Origin of the sequence: Kitasatospora sp. NA04385 (assembly GCF_013364235.1) — a bacterium.
GTDB lineage: Bacteria > Actinomycetota > Actinomycetes > Streptomycetales > Streptomycetaceae > Kitasatospora.
The window spans coordinates 5,707,789-5,721,616 of record NZ_CP054919.1 but is presented as its reverse complement, the minus strand read 5'-3'; the positions used below and the strand labels follow the sequence as shown (position 1 = coordinate 5,721,616).

At 73.4% G+C, this 13,828-nt stretch carries 12 protein-coding genes and 1 tRNA gene; 5 read left to right on the top strand and 8 right to left on the bottom strand.

Going from position 1 to position 13,828, the window contains the following annotated elements; all coding sequences use genetic code 11:
- Positions 1–36 precede the first annotated feature (36 nt).
- The 4 genes from HUT16_RS25420 to HUT16_RS25405 form a co-directional block, all read right to left on the bottom strand.
- Positions 37–480 carry a thioesterase family protein gene (locus HUT16_RS25420; RefSeq protein ID WP_176190370.1) on the bottom strand — a complete coding sequence of 148 codons (444 nt, stop codon included), beginning with the start codon at positions 478–480 and terminating at the stop codon, positions 37–39.
- A gap of 126 nt (positions 481–606) precedes the next feature.
- A complete protein-coding gene (ettA, locus tag HUT16_RS25415; RefSeq protein WP_176190369.1) occupies positions 607–2,271 on the bottom strand; it encodes an energy-dependent translational throttle protein EttA in 1,665 nt (554 codons plus the stop codon).
- Positions 2,272–2,491: 220 nt separating this feature from the next.
- A complete protein-coding gene (locus HUT16_RS25410) occupies positions 2,492–3,880 on the bottom strand; it encodes a Cys-Gln thioester bond-forming surface protein (RefSeq protein WP_176190368.1) in 1,389 nt (462 codons plus the stop codon).
- A gap of 316 nt (positions 3,881–4,196) precedes the next feature.
- The gene (locus HUT16_RS25405) at positions 4,197–4,766 is read right to left on the bottom strand and encodes a single-stranded DNA-binding protein (protein ID WP_176190367.1); all 570 of its coding nucleotides are present in this window, start codon (positions 4,764–4,766) and stop codon (positions 4,197–4,199) included.
- Between the two features lie 618 nt (positions 4,767–5,384).
- Between HUT16_RS25405 and HUT16_RS25400 the strand changes: the two genes are divergently transcribed.
- A tRNA-Arg gene (locus HUT16_RS25400) sits at positions 5,385–5,457 on the top strand.
- A 132-nt stretch (positions 5,458–5,589) separates the two neighbouring features.
- On the opposite strand, the gene HUT16_RS25395 is transcribed toward HUT16_RS25400, so the two are convergent.
- Together HUT16_RS25395 and HUT16_RS25390 are read right to left on the bottom strand one after the other, a co-directional pair.
- Positions 5,590–6,018 (bottom strand): DUF732 domain-containing protein, encoded by a 429-nt coding sequence (locus tag HUT16_RS25395; protein ID WP_254897983.1) that lies wholly within the window; start codon positions 6,016–6,018, stop codon positions 5,590–5,592.
- A gap of 163 nt (positions 6,019–6,181) precedes the next feature.
- Positions 6,182–6,796 (bottom strand): TetR/AcrR family transcriptional regulator, encoded by a 615-nt coding sequence (locus HUT16_RS25390; protein WP_176190366.1) that lies wholly within the window; start codon positions 6,794–6,796, stop codon positions 6,182–6,184.
- 75 nt (positions 6,797–6,871) lie between these two features.
- Between HUT16_RS25390 and HUT16_RS25385 the strand changes: the two genes are divergently transcribed.
- Together HUT16_RS25385 and HUT16_RS25380 are read left to right on the top strand one after the other, a co-directional pair.
- A complete protein-coding gene (locus tag HUT16_RS25385; protein ID WP_176190365.1) occupies positions 6,872–7,426 on the top strand; it encodes a GNAT family N-acetyltransferase in 555 nt (184 codons plus the stop codon).
- Positions 7,427–7,512: 86 nt separating this feature from the next.
- On the top strand, positions 7,513–8,340 hold the full coding sequence (locus HUT16_RS25380) for an enoyl-CoA hydratase/isomerase family protein (protein ID WP_254897982.1): 828 nt from the start codon (positions 7,513–7,515) through the stop codon (positions 8,338–8,340).
- A gap of 15 nt (positions 8,341–8,355) precedes the next feature.
- Here HUT16_RS25380 and HUT16_RS25375 read toward each other — a convergent pair whose 3' ends face one another.
- On the bottom strand, positions 8,356–9,573 hold the full coding sequence (locus tag HUT16_RS25375; RefSeq protein ID WP_176190364.1) for an acyl-CoA dehydrogenase family protein: 1,218 nt from the start codon (positions 9,571–9,573) through the stop codon (positions 8,356–8,358).
- Positions 9,574–9,720: 147 nt separating this feature from the next.
- On the opposite strand from HUT16_RS25375, the gene HUT16_RS25370 reads away from it, so the two are divergent.
- Positions 9,721–10,329, top strand: a complete 609-nt coding sequence (locus tag HUT16_RS25370) for a TetR family transcriptional regulator (RefSeq protein ID WP_176190363.1) — start codon at positions 9,721–9,723, stop codon at positions 10,327–10,329.
- A gap of 109 nt (positions 10,330–10,438) precedes the next feature.
- Positions 10,439–11,647 (top strand): glycoside hydrolase family 5 protein, encoded by a 1,209-nt coding sequence (locus HUT16_RS25365; protein WP_176190362.1) that lies wholly within the window; start codon positions 10,439–10,441, stop codon positions 11,645–11,647.
- Positions 11,648–11,693: 46 nt separating this feature from the next.
- Here HUT16_RS25365 and HUT16_RS25360 read toward each other — a convergent pair whose 3' ends face one another.
- A complete protein-coding gene (locus HUT16_RS25360; protein ID WP_176190361.1) occupies positions 11,694–13,721 on the bottom strand; it encodes a M3 family metallopeptidase in 2,028 nt (675 codons plus the stop codon).
- Between the last annotated feature and the right edge of the window lie 107 nt (positions 13,722–13,828).

Sequence of the window (13,828 nt, the reverse complement as noted above, 5' to 3'; positions counted from 1 at the left end):
TCAGCTCGTTTCTTCAGCGGTGCGAGGAGAGTCCGGTCAGGCGGCGCAGCCGGCCGGCTGCTCCTCGGTGAACCGGCTCAGGAACTCCCGTTCGACCGGGCTGATCCGGCGCGGCCGGGCCTCGGCGAGGTCGTAGGGGACGACCACGGTGGAGGCGGTGACGTACACCGTCTCGGTGCCGTCCTCGGCGACGTCCTTGATCTCGTAGGAGACGGTCAGCGAGGCGCCGCCGATCCTGGTCACCCAGGTCTCGATGGTGACCGGCTCGGGGCGGTGCACCAGCGGGCGCTTGTAGTCGATCTCGTGCCGCGCCACCACCGAGCCGCCCGCGAACTCCCCGGCCCCGGCCTCGGCGGCCTGGGTGAACATGAAGTCGATCCGGGCCTCCTCCAGGTAGCGCAGGAAGACCACGTTGTTGACGTGTCCGAAGGCGTCCATGTCGGACCACCGCAGGGGGCAGGCGTAGATGTGGCGAGCCACGGTGTTCTCCTCGAATTTCTCCGTACCCGTAGGTACCCGTAGGCAGCCTACGGGCCGCGGTCCGGCGGCCCGCCCGCGGGGGGCGGGCCGCCGGACCGGTGTGGCGCCCGGGGGTCGGCCCGGGTGTCAGTCGCGGGTCAGCTTCTTGTAGCTGGCGCGGTGCGGGCGGGCCGCGTCGGCGCCGAGGCGCTCGATCTTGTTCTTCTCGTAGGACTCGAAGTTGCCCTCGAACCAGAACCACTTGCTCTCGCCCTCGTAGGCGAGGATGTGGGTGGCCACCCGGTCCAGGAACCAGCGGTCGTGGGAGATGACCACGGCGCAGCCGGGGAACTCCAGCAGCGCGTTCTCCAGCGAGGACAGGGTCTCGACGTCGAGGTCGTTGGTCGGCTCGTCGAGGAGCAGCAGGTTGCCGCCCTGCTTGAGGGTCAGCGCCAGGTTGAGGCGGTTGCGCTCACCGCCGGAGAGCACCCCGGCCGGCTTCTGCTGGTCCGGGCCCTTGAAGCCGAACGCGGACACGTAGGCCCGGGACGGCATCTCGACCTGGCCGACGTTGATCCAGTCGAGGCCGTCGGAGACGACCTCCCACAGGGTCTTCTTCGGGTCGATGTTGGAGCGGGTCTGGTCGACGTAGCTGATCTTGACGGTCTCGCCGACCTTGACCTTGCCGCTGTCCGGGGTCTCCAGGTCCTGGAGCATCTTGAACAGGGTGGTCTTGCCGGCGCCGTTGGGGCCGATCACGCCGACGATGCCGTTGCGCGGCAGGGTGAAGCTGAGGCCGTCGATCAGGACCTTCTCGCCGAAGGCCTTGTGCAGGTCCTCGACCTCGATGACGACGCTGCCCAGGCGCGGGCCCGGCGGGATCTGGATCTCCTCGAAGTCCAGCTTCCGCATCTTGTCGGCCTCGGCCGCCATCTCCTCGTACCGGGCGAGGCGGGCCTTGGACTTGGCCTGGCGGCCCTTGGCGTTGGAGCGGACCCACTCCAGCTCTTCCTTGAGCCGCTTGGCGCGCTTGGCGTCCTTCTGGCCCTCGACCTTGAGACGGGTCTGCTTGGTCTCCAGGTAGGTGGAGTAGTTGCCCTCGTACGGGTAGGCGCGGCCGCGGTCGAGTTCGAGGATCCACTCGGCGACGTTGTCCAGGAAGTACCGGTCGTGGGTGACGGCGACGACGGTGCCGGGGTACTTCTCCAGGTGCTGCTCCAGCCAGTTCACCGACTCGGCGTCCAGGTGGTTGGTGGGCTCGTCGAGCAGCAGCAGGTCGGGCTGCTCCAGCAGCAGCTTGCAGAGCGCGACGCGGCGCTTCTCGCCGCCGGAGAGCTTGGTGACCGGCCAGTCGCCGGGCGGGCAGCCCAGCGCGTCCATGGCCTGCTCCAGCTGGACGTCGAGGTCCCAGGCGTTGGCGTGGTCCAGGTCCTCCTGGAGGGTGCCCATCTCGGCGAGCAGCTCGTCGGAGTAGTCGGTCGCCATCAGCTCGGCGATCTCGTTGAACCGGTCGAGCTTGGCCTTGATCTCCTTGACGCCGTCCTGGACGTTCTCCAGGACCGTCTTGGACTCGTCGAGCGGGGGCTCCTGCTGGAGCATGCCGACGGTGAAGCCCGGCGAGAGGAAGGCGTCGCCGTTGGAGGGCTGGTCGAGGCCCGCCATCATCCGCAGCACGGTCGACTTGCCGGCGCCGTTGGGGCCGACGACGCCGATCTTCGCCCCGGGGAGGAAGCTGAGCGTCACGTCGTCAAGGATGACCTTGTCGCCGTGTGCCTTGCGCACCTTGCGCATGGTGTAGATGTATTCCGCCACGTTGAGATCGCTCCGGCGTCGTCGTGAGTAATCGGCTTGCAGCCTTCCATTGTGCCGTAAGGCCAAGGCGGCCCCGAACGCCCTGGTGGGCGCCCGGTCGGCCCCGGGCGGCCGGCTGCGGGCTCCCGGTACGCGAACGGCCCCGCCCCCCTGTCCCGGGAGGCGGGGCCGTTCCCCCGCGCCCGGCGCGGGGGCCGGGCGCGGGGGTTCAGCTCGTGGTTCAGGAGGCGCGGCTGTGGCGGCCGCGGCGGCGCAGGCCGTAGACCGCGGCGCCGCCCGCGACGACCAGCACGCCGGCCATGGCGGCGGTCAGGCCGGCGCCCATGCCGCCACCGGTGGAGGCGAGCTCGGGGCCGGTCGGACTGGCCGACGGGGCCGGGGTGGTCGGGGCCGGGGTCGGGGTGCCGGTGGACGGCGCCGGGGACTGGGTGGCGCTGTCGGTCTTGCAGTTCAGCAGACCGGTGAACTGCTTGGAGAAGCCTTCGGGGCCGGTGACGGTGAAGTCGTACTTCTCGTCCTCCTTGACCGGCAGGGTCACGGTCTGGGTGCCGCCCGGCTTGACCGTGTAGTCCTTGCCCGCCACCTTGAAGGCCGCGTCCTTGTCGCCCTTGTTGCCGAGGGTGACCACCAGGGCGCCCTTGGCGCAGTCGACCACGGCGTCGGCGGTCGGCACCGCGCCGAGGCCCCAGCTGATGGCGGCCTTGGCGGAGACCGGGACGGTGCCGTGGCCGGCCAGGATCAGCGTCTGGCTGGGCTTGCCGTCGATCCGGCCGACGAAGGCGCGGCCGACGGACGAGGTGGCGGTGCCCGAGGCCGTGATGGAGGCGCTGCCGGCGGGGGCTCCGGCCGGGACCTTGGCGTAGACCTTGTCGCCGGACTTCACGTTCTTGACGGCGTCGCCCTTGTCGTCGACCAGGGTCACCTTGGCGGCGGTGCCCTTGTCGTCCAGGGCCACGGAGACCGCGGCGGTGCCGCCCCCGGCCGCGACGGTGATCGGGCCCAGGGTGGTGCCGGACTTGCCGCCGACCGAGGTCGGGTCCAGGGTGAGGGTCGGCTTGGGCTCCTCGCCCTTGCCGTTCTGGTTGGCCTGGGCGATCAGCCACTCGGTGAACGCCTTGGCCTCCTTGTCCTCCTGCTTGACCTGGACGTTCGGGTCCGAGAAGGACCAGATGGCGACCTGGGTGCCGGCCGCGGCGTCGGCCTTGCTGAGCCCCTTGACGCCCGAGGCGGCGCTCAGCGCGTCGGCGCCCACGGCGGGGAAGGAGTGCTGGAGTATCCAGAGGATCTTGGGCCCGGCGCCGGGGTTGTCCTGGAGCGAGCTGGAGTTCCAGTCGGTCTCGTGGTAGGTGGCGTCCCAACTGGCGGGCTGGAGCAGGTCGATGCAGTAGACCGGCAGTGCGGGGTCGGCGCCGCCGATCTTGATGAAGAAGGGGCCGGCATTGCCCTTGATCCAGATGTGCTTCTCGGGGTCGAGGTAGCTGATGGGCTCCTGCTCGTCCTCTTTCGATCCCTGCGTGATCTTCGCCGTCACGTCCGAGGTGCCGCCGGCCGCGGACGCCGCACCGGCCGCGAACAGGCCAGAGCCGACCGTCAGACCGGACGCGAGCATGACAGCAACGACGCGGGAAACGGCCCGCCCCTGCTTGTGGAACATGTGGGATCCCTTCGGGCGGCGACGTGCCATCGGCAACCCGCCCCTGGCAAAGCGGCACCCCCTGTGGCACCGCTGCACGTGTGTGGACCCGACGCATCCTATGAGGGCGGCCCCGCCGCTCCAGGGCCGTAGCGAATCAGGACGATATCGTGGCTGTTCTGTTACCAAAGAGCTGATCATCCAGACCAGTTGATGTATCGACATAAAGCCACGGGGCGCCACCGCGGCAATCATGATTGCACCCACCGGTCCAAGAAGTGCCCCGATTCGGTCAGTTCAGAACTTCCTGCGCCACATCAGCACCTCCCTCCCCGGCCGCCCCACCGACCGGCCCGGCCTCCTCCGCCCGGCGCCGGGCCGCGACCGCCGCCACGATCCAGTCCGGAACGGCCTCCTCCACCAGCCGCACCGCCCGCGGCCCGACCTCCGCCCGCGGACGGTCGTCCACCGGCGAACCGTCCGCCGCCGGGGCGGACTTGCCCTCCAGGCCGCGCCGGAAGGCGGACGTCCCCCGGGACAGGTCGTGGCCGACCGCACGGGCGTCGATCTCCACCTCCACCCGCCGGCCGCCCTCCTGCTCCCACTCGCGCACCCGCAGCCGCCCGCTCACCAGCAGCGGGTCGCCCTTGTTCACCGAGCTGACCACGTTGACCGCGAGCCGCCGCCAGGCCACCACCGTCACCCAGGTCGTCCCGCCGTCCGTCCAGTCGCCGCGCTCGCGGTCGTAGCGGCGCTCCCGCGCGGCGAACCGGAAGTTCGCCACCGACACCCCGCCCGCCGTCTCCCGGTACGTCACGCCCGACGCGGCGTTCCCGACCATCGTCACCAGGGCCTCGTCCATTCCGGCTCCTCCGTTCCCGGCCGCGGCGACCGGTGATCTTTCCCGGCGGAATCTCCGCCGGGAAAGATCCTCCGCCTTCCGGGAAATGCGCACCAGCTCCTTCTCCGCGCCTGGGGAAAACCCCGGCCTGTGGAAAACCGGGCTCACTCACCCGAGTGAATTCACGGCCTTTTCCGTCAGAAATCGACCATTTCAATGCCGTGCGCACGACAAGGATCCGCCCGCCCCCTCCGGTCGCCGCCCGCACACCCCGCGGCCACCCGCGGGCCACCGGCGAAACCACGAACGGGTGGCCGACCGCTCGCCCCGTCCATGTCATCCGACCGATGGAACCCCTAAACCCGCCCCCACCCGCGGGCCCGTCCGGGCGATTGCCCCCCGCCGAATCCATAACGGGTGAGGTTGCAGGCCCGTAACGACTGCACAACGTCCCGCACCGAGAGCCGGTAGACCGCTGCACTCCCCGGCACTACCTGCGATTATCGGACCGCCCCGCGGAGGCCGACACACCCCGGTCCGGTCTTCGAAGTCCAGGGGGCGGAACTGAACACCCGTATCCTGTCCCGGAACATCCCGTCCCGGCCCAGGCCCGGCAAGCGGGCCGACGTCAGCACCCCGGCCCCCATAGCTCAGCGGATAGAGCACCCGCCTTCTAAGCGGTAGGTCGCAGGTTCGAATCCTGCTGGGGGCGCCCCTCGCCACTGACCAGGCAAAATACCGGCCAAGCCCACCCCTTCCGCACGCACGGCGGATATCGTCCGACCGCCCCGGCCGACGACGGGCGCAGCCGTTGCCCGCGGCCCGCGGTCCCGGGCGTCCGGACTCAGGGCGCCGGGCAGAGGTGGGTGCGCACCGCGTCCAGGATCCGCACGGCCGCCCCGGGGCCGAACCCCTGCGGGTGGGTCGGGCTGGTGAACCTCTGGAGCGCCAGCTTGACCAGTTCGTCGTCCGCCTTGCCCTGACCGATGGACGAGCACTCGTCCCGGCCCCGGGACACCGCGGTGTCCTCCTTGCCGTGGACGATGTCCGGGTCGATGGCGTTCAGCGCCGCGATGTACCGCGCGGCGGTCGCCGCGTCGGGCTCCGGCGGCAGACCACCGGCCGCCGCCGGGGCGCCCGTCGACTGCTGCGGGTCCCCGGCCGGCGCGGACGCCGCCGCCGGGGAGGTGCTGGACGAACCGCTGGACGAACCGCTGCACGCGGTCGCGGCGGCGAGCAGCAGGACGGTGGCGGCGGCGGTGCGGATCCGCATGGCGAAACTCTCCCGGGAGCGGGTGGAGGGACGTCGGGACCGTACCGGTGCACGGCGGCGGCGCGTCCGGGGAGTTGCAGAGCCGTGACGTCCCCGGCGCGGGGGTTCCCGCCCCGCCCGCCCCGCCCGCCCAGCCGGGGGGCCGACGACCCCGCCCCGCGCGCTACCGCCGCCCTGTCGCCAGGTCCGCCAGGAACCCGTCCAGCAGCGCGCGTTGGCGCTCCGGCGGGAACTCCTCCGGGGCGAACAGCGCTTGCACCACCAGCCCGAGGGCGAAGGACTGCGCCTGCGCGGCCTGGTCGCCGGGCGGGCGGCCGGCCGGGAGTTCGCCGAGTTCCTGGGCCTCCGCGCAGAGTTCGGCCATCCTGCGGCGGGCCCGGCGGTAGCGCTCGGCGTGCCCGGCGGTGAGCCCGGCGTCGCCGAGGGCGGCGTCCCAGGAGCCGATCCAGACCCGGTTGTCGGCGGCGGCGGCCGCGTCCAGCGGCAGGACGTCGAGCAGGGCGGCGCGCAGCGCGACCAGGCCGCGGGCGGCGCCGACCGCCTCGGTGGCGGGCCGGCGGCGGTCCTGGGCCTGCCGGTCGAGGACCTCCAGCGCGTGCGCGACCAGGGCCCGCTTGCTGGGGAAGTAGTGGGTGAGCAGGCCGGTGGAGGCACCGAGTTCGGCGGCCACGGCGCGCAGGGTCAGTCCGCCGAAGCCGCGTTCGGCGAGGACCCGCCGGACGGCTTCCGAGACGTCCCGGCGGCGGGCTTCGTGGTCGCCCCTGGCGGGTGGAGTCATGCGCGCTAGGGTACATACCCAACGTTTGTTATGTACCTCGCGTGGTACGCACCTCGTGGCCCGAAGGGATGCCGAATGTACGCCGTAGCGCTCGCCGAGGACGCCGAGCTCCGCCCGCTGGAACCGTGGCGGTCCGGGGAGTTCCTGGAGCACATGGACCGGGCCCGGGCCGGGATCGACCCGTGGATCCCGTGGGCCACCCGCAGCACCGATCCGGAGTCCGCCCGGGCCACGCTGCGGAAGTTCGCCGACAAGCAGGCCGAGGACACCGGCCGGATATACGGGATCTGGCTGGCCGGCACGCTGGTGGGCGGCGTGATGTTCGTGAACTTCGACGCCCCGGGCGGGGTGTGCGAGATCGGCGTGTGGAGCGAGCCGGCCGCCCGGGGGCGCGGCCTGGTCACCACGGCCGTCCGCCACCTGCTGGACTACGCGCTGCTGGAGCGCGGCCTGTACCGCGCCGAGTGGTGGAACAGCACGGTCAACCTGCGCAGCCGGGCGGTCGCCGAGCGCCTGGGCATGACGCTGGACGGCACCCTCCGCGCCCACACCGAACACCTGGGCGTCCGGCTGGACTTGGAGGTCTGGTCGATGCTGGCCCCGGAGTGGCGGGCGGCCCGCGCGGCGTAGCCGGGGTTGACGCGGATCACGTCGTCCGGCGGGCGCCCGCGTGAAAGCCTGGGGCGGCACCCGCCGTCCCCCCGAGAGGCCACGCCATGCCCGTGCGCACCGACCGTCCGCTCGACCGCCCGGGCCCCGGGGACGCCGAACTGCCCGCCGGCGCCCCGGGGCTGCGCTGCTGGGTGGGCCCGGACCGGGTGGCGGTGCTGCTGCTGGACCGCCCGGAGCGGCGCAACGCGGTGACCGCCGCGATGTGGCGGGCGCTGCCCGGGGTGCTGGCGGAGCTGGCCGCCCGCCCGGACGTGCGGGTGCTGGTGCTGACGGGCGCGGCGGGCGCGTTCTCGGCGGGCGCGGACATCTCCGAACTGGCCGGGGTGTACGCCGATCCGGCCGCCGCCGACGCGTACCACGCGCTGAACGTGGCGGCGGAGGAGGCGCTGGCGGCGTTCCCGCGCCCGACGCTGGCGGTGGTCCGGGGCGCCTGCGTGGGCGGCGGCTGCCAGTTGGCGCTCGCCTGCGACCTGCGGCTGGGCGCCGAGGACGCCCGGCTCGGCATCACCCCGGCGAAACTGGGCGTGGTGTACCCGGCGGTGCCGACGCTGCGGCTGGCCGCGCTGGTCGGCCCGGCCCGGGCCAAGTACCTGCTGTTCTCGGGCGAGTTGCTGCCCGCCGACCGGGCGGAGCGGTTCGGCCTGCTGGACGAGGTGGTGCCGGCGGCCGGGCTGGACGCCCGGGCGCGGGAGTTCGCCGCCCTGCTGGCCCGGCGCTCGCCGCAGACGATCGGCGCGGTGAAGGCGGCGCTGTCCGTCGCCCCGGCGGACGCCGCGGCCGCGCTGGCGCCCTGGGAGCGGGCCTCCCGGACGGCGCCGGACGTCCGGGAGGGCCTGGCCGCGTTCCTGGAGCGCCGCGAGCCGGAGTTCTGAGCCGGGCCGGCCGGGTCAGCGGATCGGCGCGCCCGAGACGGCCCGGGCGATGACCAGCCGCTGGATCTCGCTGGTGCCCTCGAAGACGGTGTAGATGGCGCTGTCGCGGTGCATCCGCTCGACCGGGTACTCGCGGGTGAAGCCGTTGCCGCCGAGGATCTGCATGGCCTGCGAGGTGACGAACTTGGCGGTCTCCCCGGCGTACAGCTTGGACATCGAGCCCTCGGCGCTGGTGAACGGCTTGTTGTTGACGGCCATCCAGGAGGCCCGCCAGACCAGCAGCCGGGCGGCGTCGATCCGGGTCTTCATGTCGGCGAGCTGGAAGGCGACGCCCTGGTTCTCGATGATCGGCTTCCCGAACTGGACGCGGGTCTTCGCGTAGTCGAGGGCGACCTCGTACGCGGCCCGGGCGATGCCGATGGCCTGGGCGCCGACGGCGGGGCGGGAGGCTTCGAAGGTGGCCATGGCCGCGTTCTTGCCGCCGCCCCTGGTGCCCTCGCGGGCCCGGGCGAGGCGGGCGTCGAGCTTCTCCTTGCCGCCGAGCAGGCAGTGGCCGGGGACGCGGACGCCGTCGAGGACGACCTCGGCGGTGTGCGAGGCGCGGATGCCGTGCTTCTTGAACTTCTGGCCCTGGCTGAGGCCTTCGGTGCCGGGCGGGATCACGAACGAGGCCTGGCCGCGGGAGCCGAGTTCGGGGTCGACGGTGGCGACCACCACGTGGACGTGCGCGATGCCGCCGTTGGTGGCCCAGGTCTTGGTGCCGTTGATCACCCACTCGTCCTTGGCCTGGTCGTAGACGGCGCGGGTGCGCAGCGCGGAGACGTCGGAGCCGGCGTCGGGCTCGGAGGAGCAGAACGCGGCGACCTTGACGTCCTCGGGGGTGCCGAACATCTGCGGGGCCCAGGTGCCGATCTGCTCGTCGGTGCCGTTGGCGAGGACGGCGACGGCGGCCAGCGTGGTGCCGGTGATGGCCAGGCCGATGCCGGCGTCGCCCCAGAACAGCTCCTCCATGGCGATCGGGATGCCGACGCCGGACGGGTCGAAGAACTGCTGGGCGTAGAAGTCGAGCGAGTAGATGCCCAGCTTGGCGGCCTCCTGGATGATCGGCCAGGGGGTCTCCTCGCGCTCGTCCCACTCCGCGGCGGCGGGGCGGATCACGTCGGCGGCGAAGCCGTGCAGCCAGTCCCGGACGGCGATCTGGTCCGGCCCGGGGTCGAGCGAGAAGGTGGTCATGTCGGCCTCCAGGAGACGGTCGTACGGGCCGGAGGGTCCGCGCCACTGCGCTGTTACCTCCGGTAACATGGCGGCGAGTCTGCTACCGATAGGTAACCGGTGTCAACGCCCGCCGAGCCGCCTACCCGCCCGCACGAGGAGCAGCGCATGACCACCGAACCCCGCCGCGAACAACTGCTCAACGCCGCCGACCGGGTCGTCCAGCGCGAGGGCCCGAACGCCAGCATGAACGCGATCGCCGCCGAGGCGGGCATCACCAAGCCCATCCTGTACCGGCACTTCGGCGACCGGAACGGGCTGATCGGCGCGTTGACGCAGCGCCACACCGCCGGGCTGCTGGCCGCCGTCCGCTCGGCCCTCAACGAACCGCTGGAGCGCCGCGACCGGGTCGAGCACGTGCTGGACGTCTACCTGGCCGCGATCGAGTCCCGCCCGCAGGTGTACCGGCTGCTCACCCACCCCGAGCCCGGCGACCCCACCGGCGCGGGCAACGCGCTGGCGCCCGCGCTGCGGCAGATCGCCGAGGAGATCACCCGGGCCATCCAGCAGCAGATCGACCTCGGCCGGGACGGCCCGCTGCTCTCCGAGACCTGGGGGCGCTCGATCACCGGCATGGTGCTGGCCGCCGGCGACTGGTGGCTGGAGACCCGCCCCTGCCCGCGCGCCCGGATGGTGCAGGCCCTGGCCGACCTGCTGTGGGGCCGGCTCTCCGCGGCCGCCGACCTGCCGCCGATGCTGGCCGCCCCGGAGGTCTGAGCCCGTCCGCGCGGCGCGGAAAACATGAGCATGTCTCACCTCTTGTGCGGCGGGGGCGGCTCCGGCAGGATCGGCGCACTCCTCCCCCACCCCGCCGCGAGGTGCCCCCGTGCGCGTCCTCCGCTCCGCCGCCGCCCTGCTGCTCACCGCCGCCGCCGTCCTCGGCACCGTCTCGGCCGGCCCGCCCGCCGACCGCGGCCCGTCCGGCGGCGGTGCCCCGTTCGACGCCCGCCGGGTCTCCGCCACCACCCTCCCCGACGGCCGCACCGCCTTCACCGACGCCCGCGGCCGCGTCCTGGACCTGCGCGGCTTCAACCTCGACAAGTACGACGAGACCACCGAGGCCGACCTGCGCGCGCTCGCCGCGAACGGCTTCGGCCTGGTCCGGATCGCGGTCTCCTGGTCCCGGCTGGAACCCGTCCGCGGCCACTACGACCGGCGGCAGCTCGCCCGGCTCGGCCGACTCCTCGACTGGGCCGGGAAGTACCGCCTGTACGCCGTCGTCGACTTCCACCAGGACGTCTACGGCCAGTACTTCCTCGGCGGCGACGGCGGCGCCCCCGCCTGGGCCACCCGCGACGACGGCCTGCCCTTCACCCCCGACCCGGACGACTGGTTCGCCGGCTACTTCCAGCCCTCCGTCCAGGCCGCCTTCCGCCACCTGTACGACGACCCCGACCTGCGGCGCGCCCAGTCCGAGCTGTACACCGCCGTCGCCCGCGAACTGCGCGGCAAGCCCGCCCTGCTCGGCTACGACCTGTTCAACGAGCCCTTCGGCCCGGTCGACGGCGACCCGGCCGACCCGGCCGTCCTGGCCGCCGCCTCCGCCGCCCTCGAACGGGGCCGGCTGGCCGGCATGTACCGCCGGCTGATCGACGCCGTGCGCCGGGTCGACCGCGACGCCTGGCTGTTCGTCGAACCCACCGTCCTGGTCGGCCAGGGCGTCCCCACGAGCCTGCCCGGCTTCGCCGACCCCCGCCCCGGGGCCGACCGGATCGGCTACGCCCCGCACTTCTACGACACCGCCGTCGAGGCCGGCCGGGACTGGGACCCGTCCGGCGGCTTCGTCGAGGCCTACACCGCCGCCGTCACCGCCTACCCCCGCGCCCACCGCCTCCCGGTCCTGGTCGGCGAGTGGGGCCCGCCCTCCGCCGCCACCCCCGGCAACGCCGAACTGGTCCGCCGCCAGGTCGCCGCCATGCGCACCTTCGCCGCCGGCTGGACCATGTGGTACTGGTGCCGCGGCACCGGCGGCTACTGCGCCCTCACCCCCGACGGCCGCCCCGCCCCCGGCTACGGCCCGGTCTTCACCCGGTGACCGCCCCGCCCGCGCCCGGGAGGGGGGCGCGGGCGGGCGCACGGCACTACTCCAGGCCCCGCCGGGCGAGCAGCGGCCCGATCTCCGGCTCCCGCCCCAGCACCTCCCGCACGCACTCCAGCGCGTCCCGGCTGCCGCCCCGCGACAGCAGCCGCTCCCGGAACAGCTGCCCGCTCTCCCGCACCCCGCGCCCGTCCGCGCCGAACCACTCGACCGTCTCCGCGTCCAGCACCTCGGACCAGATGTACGCGTAGTACCCGGCGCTGTACCCGTTCGAGAACACGTGGTTGAAGTACCCGGTGCGGTAGCGCGGCGGCACCGCCGCGACCGCGACGCCCGCCTCGGCGAGCGCCCGCGCCTCGAACTCCTCCGCGTCCGCGACGACCGGGTCGTCCGCGCCGCGGGTGTGCCAGGCCCAGTCGAGCAGCGCCGCCGACAGGTACTCGACGGTCCGGAAGCCCTGCCCGTAGTTCTCGGCGGCGAGCATCCGCTCCACCACGGCGGCGTCCAGCGGCTCCCCGGTGACGTGGTGGCGGGCGTAGTTGGCCAGCACCTCGGGCCTGGTCATCCACATCTCGTTGACCTGGGACGGGAACTCGACGAAGTCGCGCGGCACCTCCGTCCCGGCGAAGGACGGGTAGCGGACGTCCGAGAACAGCCCGTGCAGGGCGTGCCCGAACTCGTGGAACAGGGTGCGCACCTCGTCCCAGCTGAGCAGCGCGGCCTCGCCGGGCGCCGGGTGCGCGATGTTGAGGTTGTTGACGACCACCGGGCGGGTGCCCAGCAGCCGCGACTGGGGCACCAGTTCGTTCATCCAGGCGCCGCCGCGCTTGGACTCCCGGGCGTGGAAGTCCCCGATGAACAGGCCGAGCGCGGAGCCGTCCGCGTCGAACACCTCGAAGACCCGGGCGTCGGGGTGGTACGCCCGCAGGTCGGGCCGCTCGGTGAAGGCCAGCCCGTAGGCGAGGTTCGCCGCGTGGAAGACGCCGTCGCGCAGCACCCGCTCCAGCTCGAAGTAGGGCCGCAGCGCCGCGGTGTCCACCTCGTAGCGCTCGGCGCGCACCTTCTCGGCGTAGAACGCCCAGTCGTGGGCGGCCAGTTCGGCGATCCCGTCGGCGGCCGCGGCGGCCGCCAGGTCGGCGGCCTCGCGCTCGGCGTTGGCGACGGCGGGAGCGACCAAGCGGCCGAGCATCGCGCCCACCGCCTCGACGGTGCCGGCGGTCTCGTCGGCGACCACGTACGAGGCGTGGGTGGGGTGGCCGAGCAGCGCGGCGCGTTCGGCGCGCAGCGCGGCCATCCGGGCGGCGAGCGGGCCGTTGGTGTCGAGGCCGCGGCGCAGCGAGGAGGTCAGCAGGCGCTCGCGCAGCGCGCGGTCGGTGAGCCGGGCGAGTTCGCTCTGGTTGGAGAAGTTCTTCAGGCTGAGCACCCAGCGGCCGTCCTGGCCGAGCGCGCGGGCGTTCTCGGCGGCGGCGGCGACCTCGGTGTCGGAGAGGCCGTCGAGGGCGGCGGCGCTGTCCACCGCGACGGCACCGGCCAGCGAGGCGTCGTGGGTGTTCTTGCGGAACGCGGCCGCGTCGGCGGCGAGGCGGGCGTTGATCTCGCGCAGCCGCCGCTGGCCGTCGGCGTCCAGGCGGGCCCCGGCCCGGACGAAGGCGGTGTGCCGGCGCTCCAGCAGCCGCAGCGACTCGGCGTCCAGGCCGAGTCCGTGCCGCGCTCCGTGCAGGGCGTCCAGGCGGGCGAACAGCGCGGCGTCGAGGTGGATCGCGTCGGCGTGCGCGGCCAGCCGGGGGCTGATCTCGGCGTCGAGCTCCTGGATGCCGGGGGTGGTGTCGGCGGAGTCCTGGTTGAAGAAGGCCGCCGTCACCCGGCGCAGCACCGCTCCCGAACGCTCCAGCGCCACCACGGTGTTGTCGAAGGTCGGCGGCTCGGGGTCCGCGGCGATCGCGGCGGTCTCGGCGAGCTGGTCGGCCATGCCCCGCTCGAAGGCGGGGCGGTAGTGCTCTTCCCGGATCTCGGCGAAGGGCGGGAGCTCGTACACCAGGGTGCTGGGCGAGAAGAAGGGATTGTCGCTCATGCCGGCGACACTACGGGCCGCCGGGCGCTGGCGGAACACTGTCAGGACAAGCTGCCACCCGGCCCCGGCCGGCACCCGCGCGATCCCGCCACCGCAGGTGTGACGCA